Here is a 22,041-nt window from a genome sequence, read left to right as displayed (position 1 = left end):
GGTTAGGCGCCGCGGAGATGCGACGAAGGAGCGATTCCGCGGCGCCTAACCGGCGGCCCCTCAGGGCCGCGGACACGCGCGCGCCAGCGCGCCAATAAACACAGCGTCAAACCGTCTGGGACTACCGAACAATGTCACCACCCGCACCACCACTCAGCTCACCTCGGTGATGCCGATGGTCGGGAAGAAGAAGCAGGACCGACCCGCGTTGTCGGTGGTGCCGAAGACGGCGGCCAGGACGGTGCCGCGGCCGGTGTCCACGGGGACAGCGCGAACGCCGCCGACGGGGATGGCGGCGAAGAGGAAGTCGCGGATGGCGGTTTCGGCGAGGGGGCGCAGTTCGGCGGGCACCTCGGGCGGGACCATGGCGCGAACGATGTCGGCGATCGGGCCCATCGACGCCATGCCGCCGCGACCGGTACTGATATTGAGCCAGGCCACCTGCATGCCGGAGGTTTTCGTGGCGGCGGTATCGGGGGCGAGGCCGTAGGGCAGGAAGGTGAACAGGGTCTGGCCGGACTTCACGGCCGACAGATCGAGGCCGGGGATCGGCAGGGTATTCGCCGGCCACGGGCCCGGGACCGCGCCCGCGACGGCCGGCACAAGGCCCGCGCCGTCACCGGTACAGTTCGCGGCGACCGTGGGGTACAGGAACGGCTGGATACCCAGGGATTTCAGCGTCTCGACGACAGTTTGGTAGGCGCCGAGCAGATCACCCGGGCCCGCCGACGGCCGGACGGCCGGCGCATCCCGGGTGACGGCGGGCGCCACCGGTGCGGCCGGTTCGGCGGCGGCCAGTGGCGCGGCCAGCAGCAGCGCGGCGGCGCAGGCCGTCAGCGAGGTCAGTGTGGTGCAACGACGTGCAACGATCACGGCGAACTCCTCATCGACGCGGAGAAGGCCGACGCTACCGCGTGCGGTGGGTGAATCCGGACAGGTGAAGTAACCGGCCGTTCGGCGCGTCGCAATCTCGCAGCGAACCCGCCGCCGCGGCCCGGTGTCCGCCCCCTTCTCGTCACCGGACCCGACGACGCATCCGCGGGATCCCCACGCCTGGACGAGTTCGCCCAGCCCCCACGCACGCGCCCGCGCGCGAATCGCCTACCACGCCGAACCGGGGCAATTATGCCGGTGCCCACAACCGGTTCCAACCTCTGCGCTCACGTTGATTTCTATCGTTGCGCGCACTAGTGCATATGCCACATGCTGATTCAGCTCGAGCCACGACGGTCGGGCACAACCATCCAGAGCGACCGAGAGACCTGGCTCTACGACGTCGCAGCAACCCGCCCGTTTCGGGGTGTGGGTGCTTCTGCCGGGTTCGATGGAGGAGATTTTGTGATGACCGCATGTCCGGCCTGAGCGCCGCCAGATCGCGAACCCGCCGCCGGCCGGGTGGAGGTCACCATGCCTCGTTCCACTGTTTTCCGAAGGATTCCCATGACCGCGTCTGCCGTATCCGGCGCCGAGACCGCGCCCGCACCACCCGGCGACGCTCCCCCCACTGAGCCGGTATCCACCGGCAAGGCGCCCGAGGATCTACCTCGGATCGCCGGCTCGTGGCACCCGTGGCGGTGGATCATCGCGGCGGTCGCGCTGCTGCTGGTGGCCCAGTTCGCGCACGGTCTGATCACCAATCCGGGGTGGGACTGGGGCACTTTCGCCCAGTACTTCACCGCGAAGTCGGTGCTGGCCGCGCTCCGGGTGACCATCGAGCTCACTCTGTGGGGCACCGCGCTCGGTTTCGTGATCGGCACCCTGCTGGCGATCGGGCGGGTGTCGAACAATCCCGTGCTGCGGGTGATCGCCTGGACCTACATCTGGGCTTTCCGTTCGATCCCGCTGATCGTGCAGCTGCTGTTCTGGTTCAACATCGCCTACCTGTATCCCCGCCTGTCCGTGGGCATTCCGTTCGGCCCCGGCTTCTACGAGTTCGATGTCAACGGTGTGATCAGCGGTTTCACCGCGGCGGTGATCGGGCTGGCCCTGCATCAGGCGGCGTATTCGGCCGAACTGATCCGGGCGGGTCTGCTCGCCGTCGACGACGGTCAGCTGGAAGCGGCGGCGGCGCTGGGGATTCCACGCTGGCGCCAGTTCCGCACGATCGTGTTGCCGCAGGCGATGCGCTCGATTCTGCCGAACGCGGCCAATGAGGTGATCAGCCTGTTCAAGGGCACCTCGATCGTGTCGGTGATGGCGATCGCCGAGCTGTTCTACCAGGTGCAGGTGATCTTCGGCCGCAACGGCCGGGTGGTGCCGCTGCTGATGGTGGCGACCGTCTGGTACATCGTGCTCACCACGGCGCTGTCGATCCTGCAGTACTACATCGAACGGCACTACGCCAAGGGCGCGCAGCGGGAGCTGCCGCCGACACCGTGGCAGCGGGTCCGCGCCAAGGTCACCGAGATCGCCGCCGGTGCGGCCGCACCCCGAGGAGCAACCCGATGACCGCAGCGGTGCTGGCGCGCGGAATCCGCAAGTCCTACAGCGGCACCGAGGTACTGCGTGGCGTGGATCTGGCGGTACGCGCCGGTGAGGTGGTCGCCTTGATCGGGCCGTCCGGCTCCGGCAAGTCCACGCTGCTGCGGGTGCTCAATCATCTGGAAGCGCAGGACGCGGGCACCGTGCACATCGACGGTGAGCTGATCGGTTACCGGCAACGCGGCAACACCCTGCGTTCGCTGCCCGACCACGCGGTGCGCGCCCAGCGCAGCCGCATCGGCTTCGTGTTCCAGCAGTTCAATCTGTTCCCGCATCTCACGGTGCTCGACAATGTGGTGCTGGCCCCGGTCTCGGCGCAGCGCCGCCCGCGCGGCGAGGTGATCGCCGAGGCGAAACAGCTCCTGGAACGGGTGGGCCTGGCCGATTTCGTCGACGCTTACCCCCGGCGGCTGTCCGGTGGTCAACAGCAGCGCGTGGCCATCGCGCGAGCGCTGGCCTTGAAACCACGGCTGATCCTGTTCGACGAACCCACCTCCGCCCTCGATCCGGAGCTGGTCGGCGAGGTGCTCGCGGTGATCCGCGATCTCGCGCACAGCGGCACCGCGCTGGTGATCGTCACCCACGAGATCGGTTTCGCCCGCGAGGTCGCCGACACGGTCGTGTTCCTCGACGAGGGCGTGATCGTCGAACAGGGCGAGGCCGCCAGCGTTCTCGACCACCCCGAACACCCACGCACGCAGGCATTCCTGTCCCGCGTCCGCTGAACATCCCTTCCCACGAACAGGTTTCGACACTGATGAAGCTCTCCACCCTGATCGGCATCGTCGCGGCGGCCACGCTGTTGACGGCAGGCTGCACCGCCGAACCCGAGGCCGCCGACACCGTGCAGGCCGGTGCGATCACCTACGATCTGTCCCCCGCCCAGGAGGGCCGGGTGCGGGCCGCCAAGGTCGACGCGATCGCCGCCGAGGTGCCCAAGGCCATCCGCGACCGCGGCACGCTGGTGGTGACCGGTCCCGCCGGTTCCGTGCCGCCGCTGCGGTTCTACGCCACCGACGACCGGACCGTCATCGGCTCCGAGGTCGACTTCGCCACCCTGGTGGCCGACATCCTGGGCCTGAAGCTCGACATCCAGGTGGCGGACTGGTCGCAGAACTTCGTACGGGTGGATTCCGGTGAGGTGGACGCGTTCATCTCGAACGTGACCGTCACCGAGGAGCGCAAGGAGAAGTACGACTTCGCCACCTACCGCACCGACACCGTCGCCCTCGAGGTCCCCAAGGACAGCACGCTGACCTACACCGACCGCAAGAGCCTGGCGGGCAAGCGGATCGGGATCGGCGCGGGCACCAATCAGGAACAGCTGCTGGTGAGCTGGAACGAGAAGAACGTCGCCGAGGGCCTGCCACCGGTCGACATCGCCTACTACCAGCAGAGCACCGACTACTACCTGGCGCTGGCTTCCAAGCGCATCGACGGCTACATCGGCCCGAACCCCGCGGCCGTGTACCACTCCGCCACGAGCGACGGCAAGATCATCGCCACGTTCTCGGGCGCGGGTGAGCAGCTGCAGGGCGAGATCGCGGTGCTCACCAAAAAGGACAACGGCCTGATCGGCCCGATCCACAAGGCGCTGCAGCACGCGATCGCCGACGGCAGCTACCAGAAGATCCTCGACCGCTGGGGCCTGGATTCGGAGAAGGTCGCCGAGTCGCGGATCAACCCGCCCGGTCTGCCGAAGAAGCCCGCCGCATGAGGACATTCGACGAGCGGGGAGTCCGCGCATGAAGTTCCTGCTGATGACGCTGATCACCCGGGTACCCGATCCGGTCACCGGTGTGGTCCCGACGACGCGCGATCGCCTGCACGAGGTGGTCGAACAGGCCAGGCGCGCCGAGGAATTCGGCTACGACGCGTTCGCTGTCGGTGAGCGGCACGAGGATCCGTTCCTGTCGGCCGCTCCCCCGGTGGTGTTGAGCCATATCGCGGCCCGCACGTCGCGGATCAGCCTGTTCACCGCGGTCACCACCTTGAGCCTGCTCGATCCGGTGCGCGCGTTCGAGGACTATTCCACCCTGGACAACCTGTCCGAGGGCCGGCTCGAGCTGATCATCGGCAAGGGCAACGGCGCGGCGCAGGCACAGCTCTATCACGTCACCACCGAAGATCAGTGGGAGCGCAATCGCGAAGGGTACGAACTGTTCCGGGCGCTGTGGGACAGCGAGGAAGTGACGTGGTCGGGACAATTCCGGCCCTCGCTCGCCGCTGCCAAGGCGTTGCCCCGGCCGTTGCAGCCGCGGGTACGGATCTGGCACGGGAGCGCGACGAGCCAGGAGTCGGTGGAACTGGCCGCGCGCCACGGTGATCCGGTGTTCTCGGCCAACGTCACCAATCCGATCGAGCCGTACGCCGAGCTGATCCGCCACTATCGCGAACGATGGGCGCACTACGGGCACGACCCGGCCGACGCGCTGGTCGGCGCGGGCACGGCGGGCTTCCATGTGGCGCGGACCTCGCAGGAGGCCGTCGAGGTGTTCCGCCCGCTGTTCGAGGCGCGGACCTCGCTGCAGCGCAAGGTCGGCAATCCGGTCGTGTTCGAGACCGTCGAAGACTTCGTCACCCGCTCGTCGGCGCTGGTCGGCAGCCCGGAGCAGGTGATCGACAAGGTCGGCCGCTATCACGAACAGTTCGGGCACGAGGTGATCCACCTGTCCGCCGAACGTGACGGCCGCACCGAATCCGCGTACCTGGGCAGTCTCGAGCTGTTCCAGGCCGAGGTGGCGCCCGAGCTGCGCCGCCGCATTCCCAGCCGTCCCCTGGCCGCAGGCCGCCAATTCTCTGGAGCTACCTCGTGATTCGACATCGTCTTGCTGCCCTCGCGGGCGTACTCGCCGCCGCCACCACGGTGGTCGCGTGCGGCGGCGACACCGGGGGCTCCGGTGGGCAGGCCGGTCCGCCGCAACCGGGCGGCACGTTGCGCTACGGGCTTTCCGGCGCGCCGACCTGCTCGGATCCGGCGCAGTCGGGCACCAACCAGACCATCTACGTGGCCCGCCAGATCGTCGACTCGCTGACCGATCAGGACCCGAAGACCGGTGCGATCACCCCGTGGCTGGCCAAGAGCTGGGAGGTCAGTCCCGACGCCAAGGTGTTCACCTTCAAGCTCGCCGACGGGGTCACCTTCAGCGACGGCACCGCGCTCACCGCCGACTCGGTGCGCGATACCTTCGACGCGGTCGTCAAGCTCGGCGCCAAGGCGCAGCTGGGATCGAGCTACCTGACCGGCTACGTCGGCACGACGGCGGTCGACAAGCTCACCGCCCGTGTCGAATTCAGTGCGCCGAACGCCCAGTTCCTGCAGGCGTCCTCGACCGCGCAGCTCGGCATCCTGGCGCCGTCCACCAATGCCAAACCGGCCGAGGCCCGGTGCGCGGGTGACAACATCGGCAGCGGGCCGTTCACCTACGCCGCCTACAAGCAGGACACCTCGGTGACCCTGGCCAAGCGCGCCGGCTACAGCTGGGGCTCCACCGTTTTCGGCCACCAGGGCGAGGCGTACCTGGATCGGATCGAGTTCACCGTCGTTCCCGAGTCCGGTGTGCGCACCGGCAGCCTGGCGTCGGGCCAGCTGGATGCGATCAGTGACGCGCTGCCCCAGGACGCGCCGCAGATCGAGGCCGTCGGCGGACGGGTTCTGTCGACCTCCAACCCCGGCACCCCGTTCGGCTTGCAGCTGAACGTGACTCGGGGTCCGCTGCGTGATCCGGCGGTCCGGCAGGCGCTGCTGCCCGCGATCGACCGCAAGCAGCTCGTCGAGACCGTGCTCGGTCCGCAGTTCAAGCCCGCGACCTCGAGCCTGGCCACAGCGACCCCGGCGTACCTGGATCAGTCCGCGCGCCTGGCCTACGACCCGGCCAAGACGAAGTCGATCCTCGATCAGGCCGGCTGGGCAGTCGGCGCCGACGGTGTGCGGGCCAAGAACGGTGAGCGACTGAGCTTCGCGGTGACGTTCAGCCAGGTGTTCGCGGGTAATCAGGCGATCCTGGAATTGGTGCAGCAGCAACTGCGCCAGGTCGGCGTGGAGCTGAAGCTCGATCTCGTCTCCACCGCGGAGGCCATCGCCCGGCAGAACGCGAAGGACATCGACGCCGGTTACGGCAACTCCACCCGCGCCGACGGCGACATCCTGCGCACCTCGTTCGGCCTCGCCGGTCGCAACATCAACGCACGCGGCCCGATTCCCGAGTTCGACGCGACCCTCGACCGTCAGCTCGCCACCAATGACCCGGCGGCCCGTGCGCAACTGCTCGCGACCGCGCAGCGGCAGGTCCTCGACAACGGGCTCTACGTCCCCACGATCGAGCTGTCCCAGGCGATCGGCGCGGCCGCGCACACCCAGGATCTGAAGTTCGAGGCCTCGGCGCGACTGCAGTTCTTCGACACCTGGTTGAGCGGGCACTGAGATGAGCGGGCTGGTCGAGAGGCTGCGGCGCGCCGGTTCGGGTAGCGGTGCCCGGCGCGCCGGCGGCCGCGCGGACTTCGCACGGTACGTGGGTTCGCGCGTACTGCAGGCGATCTGGGTGCTGTGGGCGGCGTTCACGATCTCGTTCGTGGTGCTGTACATGTTGCCCTCGGATCCGGTGTCGATGGCGGCCGACACGGCGGGCAACGGCACGCCGGTCGACCAGGCGGCGGTCGCCGAGTTGCAGGCTCGCTACGGGTTGGACAAACCGCTGTGGGAGCAATATGTGACCGCGCTCGGCAATGCCGTCACCGGCGATCTCGGCCGCTCCATCAACACCGGCCAGCCGGTGACCGAAGCCCTCGGCGACGTGATCCCAGCGACGCTCGGACTGGCCTCTCTCGCACTACTTTTCGCGATCATCGGCGGAACGGTCCTCGCGTTCGCCGCTACCTATACGCGGCGGCCGTGGCTGCGCAACACCTTGAGCGCGCTACCGCCGCTGGGCGTTTCGGTGCCGTCGTTCTGGACCGGCCTGCTCCTGTTGCAGCTGTTCTCTTTTCGGCTGCACTGGTTCCCCGCCTTCGGTGGAACCGGGCTGCGCGGGACGCTGCTGCCCGCGCTGACGCTGGCGCTGCCGATCGGGGCGGTGCTCGCGCAGGTCCTGGCCGCCGGGCTGGAACAGACCTGGCGGCAGCCGTTCACCGATGTGGCGCTGGCCAAGGGCGCGTCGCGATGGTGGGTGCAGCGCCGCCACATCGCCCGGCTGGCGAGCGTGCCCGCCTTCACCATCGCCGGCGTGCTGGTCGGCACCATCCTGGCCGGTTCGGTGGTGGTGGAGTCGGTGTTCGCCCGCGCGGGCGTCGGCCGGCTCACCCAGACCTCGGTGCTCAACCAGGACATCCCCGTGGTCCAGGGCGTGGTGCTGCTCTCGGCGCTGATCTTCGTGGCCGTGAATCTGGCGGTCGACCTGCTCTATCCGCTGCTCGACCCACGCATCACCGGCACCCGGCGCAGTCGTTCCGTCATCGGTACGCCCGCCGAAGCCGTGGCCGTCGCCGGGGAGCCGGGCCGGACGGGCTTCGCACGCACCGACACCGAAAGGAGTGACCGTGGTTGACATCCTCGTGCGCCGATCAGTATCGACCGAACAGCCCCGAGCGGCAGCCGGTCCTGATGTTTCGCGCGCGCACCCCGCCGCCCGGGCGGCCCGCTGGGCCCGCGCGCACCTGGGCCTGGTGGTCGCGGGTGTGGTGCTGGCCGTCGCGGTCGGGTGGGCGGTGGCGCCCTCGGTGTTCGCCTCCGGCGACCCGCTGACCGGGGTGCCGGCGGAGAAGTTCCAGGCGCCCAGCGCGGCCCACTGGTTCGGCACCGACAACCTCGGGCGCGACCTGTACACGCGGATGGTGCACGGCGCGGGGCTCTCGCTCACCGCCACGCTCACCGCGGTCGGGATCGCGTTGGTGGTCGGGTCGGCGCTGGGGCTGCTGTCCGGCGCCGCGGGTGGCATCGTCGACACCGCGATCATGCGGGTCGTCGATGTGCTGCTGTCCATCCCGTCGCTGTTGCTCGCGCTGGCCTTGGTCACCGCGCTCGGCTTCGGTACCCGCAATGTTGCCGTCGCGGTGGGTATCGCGCTGATCGCGAACTTCGCCAGGGTGATGCGCTCGGAGGTGCTGCGGGTGCGGCACGCGCCCTACGTCGAGGCCGCGCACGCCTCGGGGGTGCGCTGGTACGCGGTGCTCGTTCGCCACGTCCTTCCCAATTCGTACCAGCCCGTCCTGGCGTTGGCCGCGGTCGAATTCGGCATGGCGGTGCTGGCGGTGTCCTCGCTCAGCTTCCTCGGCTACGGCACCAAACCGCCCACCCCCGAATGGGGTTCGCTGATCTCGGAGGGCCGCAACTTCCTCGCCTCCGCCTGGTGGCTGACCACGCTGCCCGGTCTGGTCATCATCGCCGTGGTGCTGTCGGCCCAGCGTCTCGGCCGCTTCGCGGGAAGGACTGAAACACGATGAGCGACACGACGAACGGAACGCACCCGGCGCGGAGCTCGGGCGCGCCGCTGCTCCGGGTGGACGATCTGCACATCGAGTACCGGACCGGCGCGGGGCCGGTGCCCGCGCTGCGCGGTGTGTCGATCGACGTGGCGCGCGGAGAGGTCGTCGCCCTCGTGGGCGAGTCGGGGTCGGGCAAATCGACGTTGGCGCACGCGGTGATCGGGCTGCTCGGGGATTCGGCGGGGATCGTGGCGGGCAAGGTCGAGTTCGCCGGTGAGCGGATCGATCCGGACGACGAGAAGGCCTTGCGGCGGTTGCGCGGCGCGCGGGTGGGATTCGTGCCGCAGGATCCTGGCCTGTCGCTCAATCCGGTGCTGCGGGTGGGCGATCAGGTGGCCGAGGCGCTGCTGGTCCATCGACTGGCCGACCGGCGTGGGGCGGCGCTCCAGGCCCTCGATCTGTTGGACGAGGTCGGGCTGGATCGGGTGGAGTTGCGGGCGCGGCAGTATCCGCACGAGCTGTCGGGCGGGCAGCGCCAGCGCGTGCTGATCGCGATCGCGCTGGCGTGCGGGCCGGAGCTGATCATCGCCGACGAGCCGACGAGCGCGCTCGACGCGACGGTGGCGCGCCAGGTGCTGGACCGGCTGGCCGAGCGGATCGCGGCACGCGGGACGGCCGTCCTGCTGATCACCCACGACCTGGCCGTCGCCGCGGAACGCGCCGATCGACTGGTGGTCCTCGAGCAGGGCAAGGTCGTCGAATCCGGCACTACCGCACAGGTTCTGCACCACCCGGCACAGCCGTACACGCAGCGCCTGCTCGCCGCGTCCCCAGCGCTGTCGCCCACCGAGTTCCGGCCCCTACGACCCAGAGCGGAGACCCCGTTGCTGTCGGTTCACGCCCTGCACAAGCGCTTCCACGCGGGAGCCGGCTCCATCACCGCCGTCGACGATGTGGAGTTCAGCCTCGATCGCGGGGAAACGCTCGCGCTGGTGGGCGAATCCGGTTCGGGCAAGTCGACGACGGCGCGCATCGCGCTGCGGCTCACCGACGCCGACAGCGGGACGGTCACCTTCGACGGCCACGACCTCACCAGCGCCCGCCGAAACCGGCTGCGCACGCTGCGCCGACGGTTCCAGGTGGTGTACCAGAACCCGTACTCCTCGCTGGATCCACGCTGGGAAGTCGCCGACATCATCGCCGAACCGCTGCGCGCCTACGGGCTCGGCGACCGGCCGAAGCGAGTCGCCGAGCTGCTCGAACAGGTCGCGCTACCCGCCGATTTCACGAAACGCAGGCCCGCGGAACTGTCGGGCGGTCAACGCCAGCGAGTGGCGATCGCCCGCGCGCTGGCCCTGCACCCCGACCTGCTGGTGCTCGACGAGCCGGTCTCCGCGCTCGACGCCTCGGTGCAGGCACAGATCCTCGACCTGCTCGACACCCTGCAGCACGAACTCGCCCTCGGCTACCTGTTCATCTCTCACGACCTGGCGGTGGTGCGCCGGATCAGCGACCGGGTCGCGGTGATGCGCCACGGCCGAGTCGTCGAAACCGGGCCTACCGCAACGCTGTTCACCGATCCACAACACCCGTACACGAGGGAGTTGCTCGCGGCGATTCCCGCGCCGGGCACCCGGATCGATCCCCTCGACGGAAAGGACCTCACCCGATGAGCCAGCCCAGACTGTTCCTCGGTATCGAAACGGTAGGCACCGGAACGCATCCCGCCTCCTGGCGGCGCACCGACTCCGGCGCCGAGGACCTGTTCACCGCCGGCTACTGGACAGCCGTGATCTCCTCGGCCGAGAAGCTCGGGTTCGACGCCGTTTTCCTGCCCGACTCGTTCGGCATCCAGTCCGGTGGCGCCGCCGTGACGCGCGGCAGGCTCGACGCCGTCGCGATCGCCGCCCGCACCGCCCCGCTGACCCGCCGCGTCGGCCTGATCCCGCAGGTACCGGTCACCCACACCGAACCGTTTCACACGTCCAAGGCCGTGACCGCTCTCGACTTCGCCAGCCTTGGCCGGGCGGGGTGGGAGGTGAGCGTGTCCACCACCGACGTCGAGGCGAAGGCCTTCGGGCGCAAAGAGGCGCAGGATCCGACGTCGCTGTGGCACGAGGCCGACGAGGCGATCGAGGTGGTGACCCGGCTGTGGGACAGCTGGGAGGACGGCGCCGAGATCCGCGACGTACCCACCGGCCGGTTCATCGACCGTGACCGCCTGCACTACATCGACTTCGCCGGCGACAACTTCTCGGTCAAGGGCCCGTCGATCACCCCCCGCTCCCCCCAGGGCCAACCCGTCGTCGCGGTCCGTGCCGACACCCCCGAGTCGACCGGGGTAGCCGTCCGCCGAGCCGACATCATCCGCATCAGCGCCCCCGATCTTCCCACCGCCGCCGCGCGTCGCGTGGCCCTGCGCGCGGCGATCGGCGCCGAGGGCCGTGATCCCGACACCGTGCAGATTCTGCTGGATCTGCCTGTCCACCTGGCATATTCGGCGGACGCGGCCCTGTCCGAGGTGCGAGAGCTCGATCGCTGGGCGCCGGATCACCCGCCGCTCGGTCCCGAGCTGTTCCACCACGTCGGTACCGCCGCCGCGCTCGACGATCTGCTCGCGCAGATCACGCGTTCCGGCGACGTCGACGGCGTGGTCCTGCGTCCGCTGGCGCTGCACGCCGCGCTGGCCGAGCTCACCACCCACCGGACCGGCGACGCGCCTGCCACCACCGCGACCCTGCGTGAGCGCCTCGGTCTGTCTCGCCCACTCAGCCGATACGCCACGACAGGAGCAGCGCTGTGACCTCGAAACCACGCAAGCAAGTCCGCCTCGCCGCGCACTTCCCCGGCGTCAACAACACCACCGTCTGGGCCGATCCGGCCTCGAAATCGCAGGTCGATTTCGTGTCCTTCGAGCATCTGGCGCGCACCGCCGAACGCGGCCTTTTCGACTTCTTCTTCCTGGCCGAGGGGTTGCGGCTGCGCGAGCATCGCGGGCAGATCCACGACCTGGATGTGGTCGGCAGGCCGGACACCTTCACCGTGCTCAACGCGGTGGCGGCGGTGACCGAGCGGCTGGGGCTGGCGGGCACCATCAACAGCACCTACAACGAACCGTTCGAGGTCGCCAAGCAGTTCGCCTCGCTCGATCACCTCTCCGGCGGTCGGGCCGCGTGGAACGTGGTCACCTCCTCCGACGCGTTCACGGGCGAGAACTTCCGGCGCGGCGGCTACCTCGAGCACGGTGAGCGGTATCGGCGGGCCGAACAGGTGGTGGCCGCGACCAGGGCGCTGTGGGACAGCTGGCCCACCGACTCGCTGGTGATCGATCGCGAGCGGGGGATCTTCGCCCACGAAGTTCCCGACACCGCTTTCCGCAGTTCACAGTTCGACTTCGCGGCGCCGTTCGTCGTCCCGCCGAGCCCGCAGGGGCATCCGGTGTTGTTGCAGGCGGGCGATTCCGACGAAGGCCGCGAGTTCGGCGCGAAGACCGCCGACGCGATCTTCACCGGCCACGGCACCCTCGAGGCGGGCCAGAAGTTCTACGCCGATGTCAAGGGGCGGCTGGCGAAATACGGTCGCGCACACAGTGATCTGCTGGTGCTGCCCGCGGCCACGTTCGTGCTCGGCGACACCACCGACGCGGCGCACGAACGGGCCCGCGACATCCGCTACCAGCAGGTGAGCCCGCAGACCGCGATCGCCTTCCTCGAACAGGTCTGGGGCCGCGACCTTTCCGGCTACGACCCCGACGGCCCACTGCCCGATGTCGAGCCCGACGCCGCCGCCGAGATCACCCGCGGCCGGGTTCGGCACACGAAAGATCCACTGGCCGTCGCGAAAGCGTGGCGCGAACAGGCCGAGGCGGGCAACCTCAGCATTCGCGAACTCATCATCGAGGTCACCGCCCGCCAGCAGTTCATCGGCACACCCGCCCAGGTCGCCGAGCAGATCGACCGGTACGTGCAGTCCGACGCGGCCGACGGTTTCATCCTCGTCCCGCACCTGACACCGGCCGGTCTCGACGAATTCGTCGACACCGTGGTCCCCGAACTGCAGGAACGCGGCAGCTTCCGCACTGAATACACCGGCACCACCTTGCGCGACCATCTCGGTCTGCGTCACCCCCACCACCACACCGTCGCCGAAGGAGCACGCGCGTCATGACGATCACCGTCGAGAACCCGACCCCCACCACGACATTCGCCGACGACTGGGCGCGCTGGCATCACGCCCGCGAGGACGGCCTGCGCGATCCCCTCGGCTGGCTCAGCCTGGCGGGGCTGCACTGGCTCACCGACAGCCCGGAGCGCCTGGACGGCGTCCCCGGCACCTGGTGGGTCACCGACGAGAAGGTGTTCATCACCGCGCAGCCCGCCGACCGGCTCGATGTGGACGGCGAGCGGATCGGCGGCGTGCAGATCGTGACGCCCGTGGAGGGCGCGCCGGGGGTGAGCGTGCTCAACGAGGACAGGGTCCTCGAGGTGATCCGGCGCTCCGGGCAGTACGCGGTGCGTGTGCACGATCCGGCCGCGCCGACCCTGACCGCGTTCACCGGGGTCGCGGCCTATCCGGCCGACCCTCGCTGGGTCGTGACCGGGCGTTTCACCGCGTTCGGGGAAACACGCACCGTCACCACCGGGGCCGTGGTCGACGGACTCGAGCACCACCACAGCGCGGCGGGAATCATCGAGTTCCGCATCGGCGACAGCCACGAGGCGCTGCTGGCCTTCGGCACCCCCGACGACCTGAAGGTGCTGTTCACCGACGCCACCAGCGGCGTCACCACCTACCCGGCCGCCCGCTCGCTCGCGGTCGGCGCGGTCGAGGCCGACGGCACCGTCACCCTCGACTTCAACCGTGCGGTGAACCTGCCGTGCGCGTTCACCGACTTCGCCACCTGCCCTGTCGCACCACGCGAGAACCGGCTACGCGTGGCGATCGAAGCGGGAGAACAGGATCCGAAGCTATGAGCGTTCCGCTGTCGATTCTCGATCTGTCCCCGATCAGCGAAGGCTCCAGCGCCGCACAGGCACTGCGCAATACCGTCGACCTCGCCCGGCAGGCCGAGCAGTGGGGGTATCGCCGATACTGGCTGGCCGAACACCATTTCGTGTCGGTGGCGAGTTCCTCGTCGCTGACGCTGCTCGGGTTGGTCGCCGCGGCGACCTCGCGGATCCGGGTGGGGACCGGCGCGGTGCAGGTGGGCCATCACACCTCCGCCTCGATCGTGGAGGCGTTCGGCACCGTCGACGCGCTGTATCCGGGACGGCTCGATCTGGGTCTTGGCCGGTCGGGGCATCGGCGCAGCCAGTTCGGCGCCGCGGCCACGACCACCAAGGGCGGGCATCCGGTTCTGGACACGGTCACCGGGCGGACCGAGGTGCGCGACGGTGTCGTGGTGCCGCCGCCCTTCGATCCACGCCGGGTCACCGACCGCACGAAGTTCCTGGCCTCGGCCGAGGCGCTGCAGCAGCCCGGTGCGGAGTCGCCGGACTTCGCGGACCAGGTGGCCGAGGTTCAAGCGCTCCTCGACGGGCGCTACTTCACCGCGAGCGGTGTCGAGCTGCACGCCGTTCCCGGCGAGGGGATCGATACCGAGCTGTGGCTGTTCGGCAGTTCGGCGGGCGAGAGCGCCGAACTGGCGGGCAAGTCGGGGTTGCCGTTCGCGGCGGCCTACCACGTGGCGCCGGGGTCCGCGCTGGACGCGGTCGAGGCGTACCGGGCGGCGTTCCGGCCCTCGGCGCAGCTGGCCGAACCGCACGTCATCGTCTCGGCGGACGTGGTCACCGCGGCCGACGACGACACCGCCCGCCACCACGCGAGCACCTATGGACATTGGGTCCACAGCATCCGCAGCGGCGGCGCGGCCGAATACCCCGATCCCGCGACAGCGTCCCCGCTCACCTCCGATCAGCTCCGCCTCGTCGACGACCGGCTGGCCTCCCAGATCGTCGGCTCGCCCACCACCGTGGTCGAGCGGCTCGCCGCCCTCCAACGGGTCACCGGCGCGGACGAATTGCTCATCACCACCATCACCCACGACCACGCCGACCGGCTCGAATCACACCGCTTGCTGGCCGACGCGTGGGGCTTGCGAGCGGCCCGCGCCGCCTGAGCCGCACCGACCACCCTGGGGCGCCCCGACGAGTCGACTCGACTACGGGGCGCCCTTCGGCTGTCCGAGGTCCATCGCGGTCCGCAATCGCGCGAGCAATCCCTCGAACTGCGCGAGCTGGGCGGGCTCGAAGTCGGCCAGGATCGCGTCCTGCGCGGCGTTGATCGGGCGGAAGAACTCATCGGCGAGTTCTCGGGCGTGCTCGCTGCACCGCAATGTCACGACCCGCCGATCGGTGTGCTCGCGGCTGCGGGTGATGTATCCGGCCTGCTCCAGCCGGTTGAGCAGGGTTGTCATCGCCCCCGATGTCAGGGTGATCCGCTTGCTCAGCTGCGCGGGAGACAGCGGCTCGGCGGCCTGTTCGGCGGCGGCGATCTCCATCAGCGCGAACGCGTCGGTGGAGTGGACGCCGAGAGTGTCCGCGAATCGGCGACCCAGTTCGGTGAAGCTCGCACCGTAGTCGATGAGCCCCGCGGCGAGCCGCTGCCGCCGCATCGCGACATCGCCGGATGTCTGCTCCACCATCTCGTCCTCTCGTCGACCGCCCGATTGACAACCTACCGCCCGCCATTTACCTTCATCGTAAAGTAACTTTATGACGGAGGTATTGTGCGGACAGAAACCGAGACTCCCTCGCTGCGCCGGTGGCTGGGGCTGATCGCCGTCTCGCTCGGCGTCGCGTTGATCGTGGTCGACCTGACGATCGTGAACGTGATCCTCGCGCCGATCGTCGACGATCTGGCGATCACCTCGATTCAGGCGCAGTGGATCCAGGAGTCCTACGCGATCGTCTTCGCGGCGCTGCTGCTGGTGGCCGGTCGACTCAGCGACCTCTCCGGCGCGCGCAGACTGTTCCTGATCGGGTTGATCGTCTTCGGCGTCACCAGCTTGCTCGCCGCGCTCGCACCCAGCGGCGGCCTGCTCATCGCGGCCCGTTTCCTCCAGGGCATCGGCGGGGCGATGATCCTGCCGACCTCGCTGGCCCTGGTGAACGCGGCGTTCACCGGAAAGGCCAGGGGTCAAGCCTTCGCGATCTGGGGCTCGACGATCGGCGCGGCCGCGGCAGTGGGCCCCCTTCTCGGCGGCTGGCTCGCCGACTTCTCCTGGCGGTGGGCCTTCGGCGTCAACATCCCGGCGGTCGCGCTGATCATGGTGGCCGTGCTGGCCTACCTCCCCTCGACGCCGAACAATGTCGGCCGTGTCGACTGGCTCGGCGCGGCCCTGTCCGCGCTCGGCCTCGGCTTGCTCGCCTTCGCGATGATCGAAGGGCGGCACTACGGATGGCTGAGCGTCACCGAGCCGCTGCGGATCGGTGACTTCGTCTGGCGCAGTGGGCCTTCGCCGGTTCTGATCGCCTTCGCAGGCGCGGCACTCGCGCTCTGGTTGTTCTGGCGCAGGCAGGCGATGCTCGGGCGCGCCGGCGGGGAGCCGCTCGTCGATGTGCGACTGTTCTCGATCGATTCGTTCCGCACCGGCAACGTGGTGACGGTGATCGTCGGACTCGGCGAGTTCGGCATCATCGCGGTCCTGCCGCTGTGGCTGCAATTCACCCTCGACTACACCGCGTTCCAGGCCGGGCTCGCCCTGGTGCCGCTCGCGATAGGCAGTTTCGTCGCCAGTGGCGCGAGCTTCGCACTGACCGCCTCGGTGTCGGCCCTGGGACAGGTCAGGATCGGGTTGCTGCTCGAGGCGGCCGGGCTCGCTCTGCTCGGCGCGTGCGCCGCGGCGGACAGCAACTGGTGGCCGATCGCGCTCGCGCTGTTCGTCTACGGCATCGGCGTCGGCTTCGCCACCGCCCAGGTCACCAACATCGTGCTCGCCGACGTGCCGGGCGAGAGCGCGGGCCAGGGCTCGGGGATTCAAAGCGCGGCACGAGAACTCGGCTCGGCATTGGGTATCGCCGTCCTCACCACCGTGTACTTCAGCACCGTCGGCACCGACCTACGCGACCGCCTCACCGACACCGGATTGCCCGAATCCGAGGTGCGGCAACTGGAGTCGACCGTGACCGACAGCGCGGGGGCGGCGATCGGAGCGCTCGCCGGAAACCCGCAGACGCTGCCCGTCGCGGACGCGGCGCGCGCCGCCATGGCCGCGGGCATCGAAGTGTCGAGCTACCTGTGCGCGGTCTTGCTCGTCCTGGCCTTGGCCGCCACCGCATTCGTCAAACCCGTCCGCCACGGTTAGCACGCTCCCCGAGTGGGGCCGTGGACTCGTTCTGCGGCCCCCTTCGCCCGTCGAGCCGCATTTGTCACACCTCCTCTTCTATACGCATGCGTATAACAGCGGTAGTCTGACTTTATACGCCGCCGTACACATGGAGGTTCCAGCTATGCGACTACCCGAATCGGCCCACACCGGCCAACCCTGGCGCATCCACGACATCGCCCCCGACTTCGACGTCGAGGACGTCTGGAAATTCCGCACCCCCGGCGGCGGCCCCGACGACTTCCCCGCCCTGCTCGCCGCCCTCCGCGCCGAACGCGCCGCCGAGTCCACCGGCATCAGCGGCCTGCTGTTCACGATCCGCTGGAAGCTGGGCGAACTGTTCGGCTGGGACCGCGACGACGCGGGCACCGGCACCCGCGTCCCCTCCCTGCGCGAGCGACTGCCCGCCGACCTCCGCGGCACCGACGTCCCCGCCGAAGACGGCCCGCTCACCGCCCTCTACGTCCTCGACAACGAATACGCCGCCGAAATCGCCAACCGCACAATGCACGGCATCATGCACCTCGGCTGGGCCCCCGGCGCCACCGGCTACCACCTGCAGATGGCCGTCCTGGTGAAGCCCAACGGCCGGTTCGGCCGCCTCTACATGGCCCTGATCAAGCCCTTCCGCTACGGCATCGTCTACCCCGCGATGACCCGCAACTGGGAACGCACCTGGAACGACCTCACCGTCACGCGCTGAGCGGGGCCGCCGTTACTCCGTAGCCGAGGTTGGTGAGGACTTCGCTGGTGGCTTTGGCGAAGTTCAAGGTGATGAAGTGCAGACAGGGGGCGCCTTCTTCGGTGAGGCGCTGGGCCATTTCGGTGGCGATCTGGATGCCTTCGGCGCGGACTGCGGCGCGGTCTTCTTCCGGGCCGGTGCCCGCCGCGCGGGTGAGGCGGGCCACGACGTCGGCGGGGACGGGACGGCCGCTGAGTTCTTCGGCGCGGGCCACCGTGCGCAGAGAGGTGATGGGCATCAGCTCGGGGATGATCGGCTTGGCGCCCTCGATGGGGTCCATGGCGATCACGCGGTCGCGCAGACGCAGGTAGTGCTCGACGTCGAAGAACATCTGGGTGATCGAATACTCCGCTCCCGCACGGAGTTTCGCCGCCAGGTGGTGGGTGTCGTGATCGAGGTCGGGCGAGCGGTGGTGGCCCTGGGGGAACGAGGCGACGCCGACGTGGAAGTCGCCGAGATCGCGCACGATGCGGACCAGTTCCTCGGCGTACTCGACCCCGCCGGGGTGCTTGGCCCATTCGCCCAGCGGGTCACCGGGCGGGTCGCCGCGCAGGACCAGGACATTGCAGATGCCGGAGTCGGCGTAGGAGCCGATCAGGGAGCGCAGTTCGGCGATGCTGTGCCCGACCGCGGTGAGGTGAGCGACCGGGAGCAGGGTGGTTTCCTGCGCGAGCGCACCGGTGATGCGCACGGTGCGGTCGCGGGTGGAGCCGCCCGCGCCGTAGGTCATCGACACGAAGGCGGGATGCATGCGTTCGAACTCGCGGACCGCGCGCCACAGCCGAGCCTCGCCCGCTTCGTCTCGCGGCGGGTTGAACTCCACCGAGAACGGCACGCCGTTGCCCGAATGGGTGCGCAGACTCTGCACCACCGAAGGGGTGTTCGAGACGATCGACGGCCGCTGGGCGGGTCGATCTGGGGTCGAACTTCCCCGTCCATTGTCGAAATCCACCGGCTCAGTCTAGTGGGCAGCGATGACGCCCCGGCACCGACTGGGAAACCGGGCGCCGAACACCGAACTATGCGTCAAGGCCGCTGGACGTGCTCGCGGGCCGCGCAATCACCGAAACCGCGGATGTGGGCTGCGTCGCAGCGGCCGTGTGCGCCGAGAGCGCACCCGGTCCGCCCGCGTATCGTTCGACACAACGCTGGTGACCGCACCACCGAGTGCCCAACCGGTCCCGCTGTTCGCCCACTTCGCCCCTGGAGGCCGCCCTGTCCGCCGGAATCGGTACCCCGCTATCCCGGTCCGCCGCCGACGCTCTGACCTCGGTCGATCTCGTCGCGCTGACCCCGGGCACACCGGCCTTCGTCGCCGCTGTCGAACGGGTGCTGACCAGCTTCTTCGCCACCCGGCGTGAGATCGTCGAACCGCTGGGGCCCGTCTTCCTCGACGCCGTCGAAGCGCTCGGGCAGTTCGTGGTTCGTGGCGGCAAGCGGACCCGACCGGGATTCGCGTGGACCGGCTGGCTGGGTGCCGGTGGCGATCCCGCGGGACCGGATGCCGCCGCGGTGCTCACCGCCTGTTCGGCCCTGGAACTGGTGCAGGCGTGCGCGCTCGTGCACGACGACATCATCGACTCCTCGCGCACTCGACGCGGGTTCCCGACCGTGCACATCGAGTTCGAGGACCGGCACGCGGCGGCGGGCTGGCCCGGCGACGGCGCCGCGTACGGCTCGGCGGTCGCGATTCTGATCGGCGATCTCGCGCTGGCCTGGGCCGACGATCTGGTGCACGAGGCCGGGTTGAGCCCGCGGGCGCTGGCCCGGTTCGCGCCGGTGTGGGCCCGGATGCGGACCGAGGTACTCGGTGGGCAACTCCTCGACATCAACGGCGAGGCGGGCGGCGACGAGTCGGTCGAGGCCGCGTTGCGGATCAACCGGTACAAAACCGCCGCGTACACGATCGAACGGCCGTTGCACCTGGGTGCGGCGCTGGCGGGGGCCGACGAGGAACTGGTGGACGCGCTGCGAATCTACGGAACCGACGTGGGGATCGCGTTCCAGCTGCGTGACGACCTGCTCGGCGTGTTCGGCGACCCGGCGGTGACCGGGAAACCGTCGGGCGACGACCTGCGCGAAGGCAAGCGGACCGTGCTCATCGCGGAGGCGCTGCGCCGGGCCGATCCGGCCGCGGCCGCCCTGATCCGGACCGGACTCGGCACCGACCTCGACGATGCCGCCGTCGACCGGCTGCGCACCGTGCTCACCGACCTGGGCGCGGTCGACGAGGTGGAGCGCCGGATCACCGAGCTCACCGACACCGGGCTCGCCGCGATCGCGACCAGCTCCGCGACACCGGCGGCCAAGCAGTTGCTCCACGCCATGGCGCTGGCTGCCACTCGCCGCGCGGCCTGATAGGAAAAGTGTTGTGGCACAAGCGAATCATGTCGTCGTAGTCGGAGCCGGGCTGGCCGGTCTCGCGGCAGCGCTGCACCTGCGGGGCGCGGGGCGCGCGGTGACGGTGCTGGAACGGGCCGATCATCCGGGCGGCCGGGTGGGTCGATACCGGTTCGACGACTACGAGATCGACAGCGGCGCAACGGTACTCACCTTGCCGGAGCTGATCGACGACGCCCTGGCCGCCGTCGGGCACACCAGAGCCACCGTCGGCCTGCGCATCCACCGCCTCGCTCCCGCCTACCACGCACGCTTCGCCGACGGCAGCGACATCCGCGTCTTCGACGACGCCGACCGGATGGCCGCCGAGGTCGACAGCGCTTGCGGGCCCGCCGAAGCGCGCAACTACCGCCGGCTGCGCGACTGGCTCGGCCGCGTCTACGACGCCGAGTTCGACGAGTTCATGAACGCCGATTTCGATTCGCCGCTCGACATGGTGCGCACGCCACGCGCCAGGGCCGCGCTCACCGCGCTCGCCAAGCTCGGCGGCTTCGGGAAACTCGGACCCCGCGTCCGGTCCTACCTGCGCGACGAACGACTGACCAGGCTGTTCACCTTCCAGGCGCTGTACGCGGGCATGTCGCCCGATGACGCGCTCGCCGTCTACGGCGCGATCCCGAACATGGACACCTGCCTGGGCGTCTACTTCCCCGAAGGCGGGATGCGCGCGATCACGGCGGCGCTGGCCGAGGCGTTCACGGCCGCGGGCGGTCAGCTCGTCCTGAATGCCGAGGTCGACGGCATCGACTATCGGACCAGCACCGGGGGCGACCGGATCTCGAACGGGCAGCGCCGCCCTGGCGCTGCCCGTGGCCGACGCGCCGAAGCGGTGCGCACCGCCGACGGGCGCACGTACCCCTGCGACGCGGTGGTCCTCACCGCCGACCTCGGCTCGCTGCCGACATTCGGCCTGCGTCACCGCCGGGGCCTGCGCGCCTCACCGTCGGCCGTCGTCGCCCACGGCACCGTCCCCGCCGAGGTCGCCGCGCGCTGGCCCGTGCAAGCCCACCACACCATCGAGTTCGGCGCCGCCTGGGCACAGACCTTCGCCGAGATCGCCGCGCGCAAGGGCCGCGGACGGCTCATGAGCGATCCGTCGCTGCTGCTCACGCGGCCCGCGCTCACCGACGCCGACCAGTTCATCGACCGGGCGACCGGGCGCGTCGAACCGCTGTCGGTACTCGCGCCGTGCCCCAACCTGACCGCCGCCCCGCTCGACTGGGACCGACTGGCCCCGGCCTACCTGCGCGAGCTGCTCGCGGTACTGGAGCAGCGCGGCTACACCGGCATCGCCGAACATTTCCGCGTCGACCACCTCGACACACCCGCCACGTGGGCCGCCCAGGGCATGATCGCGGGCACGCCGTTCTCCCTCGCCCACGTATTCCGGCAAACCGGACCCTTCCGGCCACGCAATCTGCCAAGGGGTGTGGACAACGTCGTTCTCGCAGGTTGCGGCACCACTCCGGGGGTGGGTGTGCCCACCACACTGCTGTCCGGCAAGCTGGCCGCGGCACGAATCACCGGCAGCCGGGCACACGCCGGTACCGACCACCGGGTTAGTGTTCCCACTTGAAGCCGTAAACTGACGGCCGACTTATCAGCTCGCGGTTGCGACCGCCGACCATCCGGGGGGACCGACCGAACATGCCGCCCTCCGAGACGACCGTAG

General features: G+C 69.7%; 19 protein-coding genes and 1 riboswitch. Of the genes, 16 read left to right on the top strand and 3 right to left on the bottom strand.

All coding sequences use genetic code 11. The annotated features are described in order from the left end of the window. Positions 1 to 153 precede the first annotated feature (153 nt). Positions 154 to 873: a hypothetical protein gene (locus tag ACFWFP_RS30915; protein ID WP_379300922.1), complete on the bottom strand. Its 720-nt coding sequence runs from the start codon at positions 871 to 873 to the stop codon at positions 154 to 156. 364 nt (positions 874 to 1,237) lie between these two features. Continuing rightward, a riboswitch (SAM riboswitch) is annotated at positions 1,238 to 1,331 on the top strand. 109 nt (positions 1,332 to 1,440) lie between these two features. Here ACFWFP_RS30915 and ACFWFP_RS30910 point away from each other — a divergent pair. The 12 genes from ACFWFP_RS30910 to ACFWFP_RS30855 are packed head-to-tail and all read left to right on the top strand — an operon-like array spanning position 1,441 to position 15,019. After that, entirely contained in the window at positions 1,441 to 2,448 is a 1,008-nt protein-coding gene (locus ACFWFP_RS30910) for an amino acid ABC transporter permease (RefSeq protein ID WP_379300920.1), read from the top strand. Then, on the top strand, positions 2,445 to 3,206 hold the full coding sequence (locus ACFWFP_RS30905; RefSeq protein WP_379300918.1) for an amino acid ABC transporter ATP-binding protein: 762 nt from the start codon (positions 2,445 to 2,447) through the stop codon (positions 3,204 to 3,206). Before ACFWFP_RS30910 ends, ACFWFP_RS30905 begins: the two co-directional genes overlap by 4 nt. Positions 3,207 to 3,238: 32 nt before the next feature. Continuing rightward, positions 3,239 to 4,198 carry an ABC transporter substrate-binding protein gene (locus ACFWFP_RS30900; protein ID WP_379300916.1) on the top strand — a complete coding sequence of 320 codons (960 nt, stop codon included), beginning with the start codon at positions 3,239 to 3,241 and terminating at the stop codon, positions 4,196 to 4,198. A gap of 28 nt (positions 4,199 to 4,226) precedes the next feature. After that, positions 4,227 to 5,297 (top strand): LLM class flavin-dependent oxidoreductase, encoded by a 1,071-nt coding sequence (locus tag ACFWFP_RS30895; RefSeq protein WP_379300914.1) that lies wholly within the window; start codon positions 4,227 to 4,229, stop codon positions 5,295 to 5,297. After that, positions 5,294 to 6,904: an ABC transporter substrate-binding protein gene (locus tag ACFWFP_RS30890; protein WP_379300912.1), complete on the top strand. Its 1,611-nt coding sequence runs from the start codon at positions 5,294 to 5,296 to the stop codon at positions 6,902 to 6,904. Before ACFWFP_RS30895 ends, ACFWFP_RS30890 begins: the two co-directional genes overlap by 4 nt. A 1-nt stretch (position 6,905) precedes the next feature. After that, entirely contained in the window at positions 6,906 to 8,024 is a 1,119-nt protein-coding gene (locus ACFWFP_RS30885; RefSeq protein WP_379300910.1) for an ABC transporter permease, read from the top strand. Beyond that, entirely contained in the window at positions 8,017 to 8,919 is a 903-nt protein-coding gene (locus tag ACFWFP_RS30880) for an ABC transporter permease (RefSeq protein WP_379300908.1), read from the top strand. The genes ACFWFP_RS30885 and ACFWFP_RS30880 overlap by 8 nt, the downstream gene beginning before the upstream one ends. Beyond that, positions 8,916 to 10,574, top strand: coding sequence for a dipeptide ABC transporter ATP-binding protein (locus tag ACFWFP_RS30875; RefSeq protein WP_379300906.1), 1,659 nt, complete (start codon positions 8,916 to 8,918; stop codon positions 10,572 to 10,574). The genes ACFWFP_RS30880 and ACFWFP_RS30875 overlap by 4 nt, the downstream gene beginning before the upstream one ends. Further along, complete coding sequence (locus tag ACFWFP_RS30870) at positions 10,571 to 11,704, top strand: LLM class flavin-dependent oxidoreductase (RefSeq protein WP_379300904.1); 1,134 nt, start codon at positions 10,571 to 10,573, stop codon at positions 11,702 to 11,704. The genes ACFWFP_RS30875 and ACFWFP_RS30870 overlap by 4 nt, the downstream gene beginning before the upstream one ends. Next, positions 11,701 to 13,068, top strand: coding sequence for an NtaA/DmoA family FMN-dependent monooxygenase (locus ACFWFP_RS30865; protein WP_379300902.1), 1,368 nt, complete (start codon positions 11,701 to 11,703; stop codon positions 13,066 to 13,068). Before ACFWFP_RS30870 ends, ACFWFP_RS30865 begins: the two co-directional genes overlap by 4 nt. Next, positions 13,065 to 13,874 (top strand): DUF1684 domain-containing protein, encoded by an 810-nt coding sequence (locus tag ACFWFP_RS30860; RefSeq protein WP_379300900.1) that lies wholly within the window; start codon positions 13,065 to 13,067, stop codon positions 13,872 to 13,874. Before ACFWFP_RS30865 ends, ACFWFP_RS30860 begins: the two co-directional genes overlap by 4 nt. Then, entirely contained in the window at positions 13,871 to 15,019 is a 1,149-nt protein-coding gene (locus ACFWFP_RS30855; RefSeq protein WP_379300898.1) for an LLM class flavin-dependent oxidoreductase, read from the top strand. The genes ACFWFP_RS30860 and ACFWFP_RS30855 overlap by 4 nt, the downstream gene beginning before the upstream one ends. Positions 15,020 to 15,061: 42 nt before the next feature. Here the strand turns inward: ACFWFP_RS30855 and ACFWFP_RS30850 are convergent, their stop codons facing one another. Continuing rightward, on the bottom strand, positions 15,062 to 15,544 hold the full coding sequence (locus tag ACFWFP_RS30850; protein ID WP_379300897.1) for a MarR family winged helix-turn-helix transcriptional regulator: 483 nt from the start codon (positions 15,542 to 15,544) through the stop codon (positions 15,062 to 15,064). 84 nt (positions 15,545 to 15,628) lie between these two features. On the opposite strand from ACFWFP_RS30850, the gene ACFWFP_RS30845 reads away from it, so the two are divergent. Both ACFWFP_RS30845 and ACFWFP_RS30840 read left to right on the top strand, forming a co-directional pair. After that, positions 15,629 to 17,206, top strand: a complete 1,578-nt coding sequence (locus ACFWFP_RS30845; RefSeq protein WP_379300895.1) for an MFS transporter — start codon at positions 15,629 to 15,631, stop codon at positions 17,204 to 17,206. A 145-nt stretch (positions 17,207 to 17,351) separates the two neighbouring features. Further along, complete coding sequence (locus ACFWFP_RS30840; protein WP_379300893.1) at positions 17,352 to 17,930, top strand: DUF2867 domain-containing protein; 579 nt, start codon at positions 17,352 to 17,354, stop codon at positions 17,928 to 17,930. On the opposite strand, the gene ACFWFP_RS30835 is transcribed toward ACFWFP_RS30840, so the two are convergent. Next, positions 17,920 to 18,921 (bottom strand): methylenetetrahydrofolate reductase, encoded by a 1,002-nt coding sequence (locus ACFWFP_RS30835; RefSeq protein ID WP_379300891.1) that lies wholly within the window; start codon positions 18,919 to 18,921, stop codon positions 17,920 to 17,922. The two genes, ACFWFP_RS30840 and ACFWFP_RS30835, sit on opposite strands and share 11 nt — an antisense overlap. A 251-nt stretch (positions 18,922 to 19,172) precedes the next feature. On the opposite strand from ACFWFP_RS30835, the gene ACFWFP_RS30830 reads away from it, so the two are divergent. Both ACFWFP_RS30830 and crtI read left to right on the top strand, forming a co-directional pair. After that, positions 19,173 to 20,327 carry a polyprenyl synthetase family protein gene (locus ACFWFP_RS30830; RefSeq protein WP_379300942.1) on the top strand — a complete coding sequence of 385 codons (1,155 nt, stop codon included), beginning with the start codon at positions 19,173 to 19,175 and terminating at the stop codon, positions 20,325 to 20,327. A gap of 13 nt (positions 20,328 to 20,340) precedes the next feature. Continuing rightward, positions 20,341 to 21,945: a phytoene desaturase family protein gene (gene crtI / locus ACFWFP_RS30825; protein ID WP_379300889.1), complete on the top strand. Its 1,605-nt coding sequence runs from the start codon at positions 20,341 to 20,343 to the stop codon at positions 21,943 to 21,945. Positions 21,946 to 22,041 lie beyond the last annotated feature (96 nt).

Origin of the sequence: Nocardia sp. NPDC060249 (assembly GCF_042728755.1) — a bacterium.
Classification (GTDB): domain Bacteria; phylum Actinomycetota; class Actinomycetes; order Mycobacteriales; family Mycobacteriaceae; genus Nocardia.
Note: the sequence above shows the minus strand (reverse complement) of the source record. Positions and strands in the feature narration are given on the sequence as shown.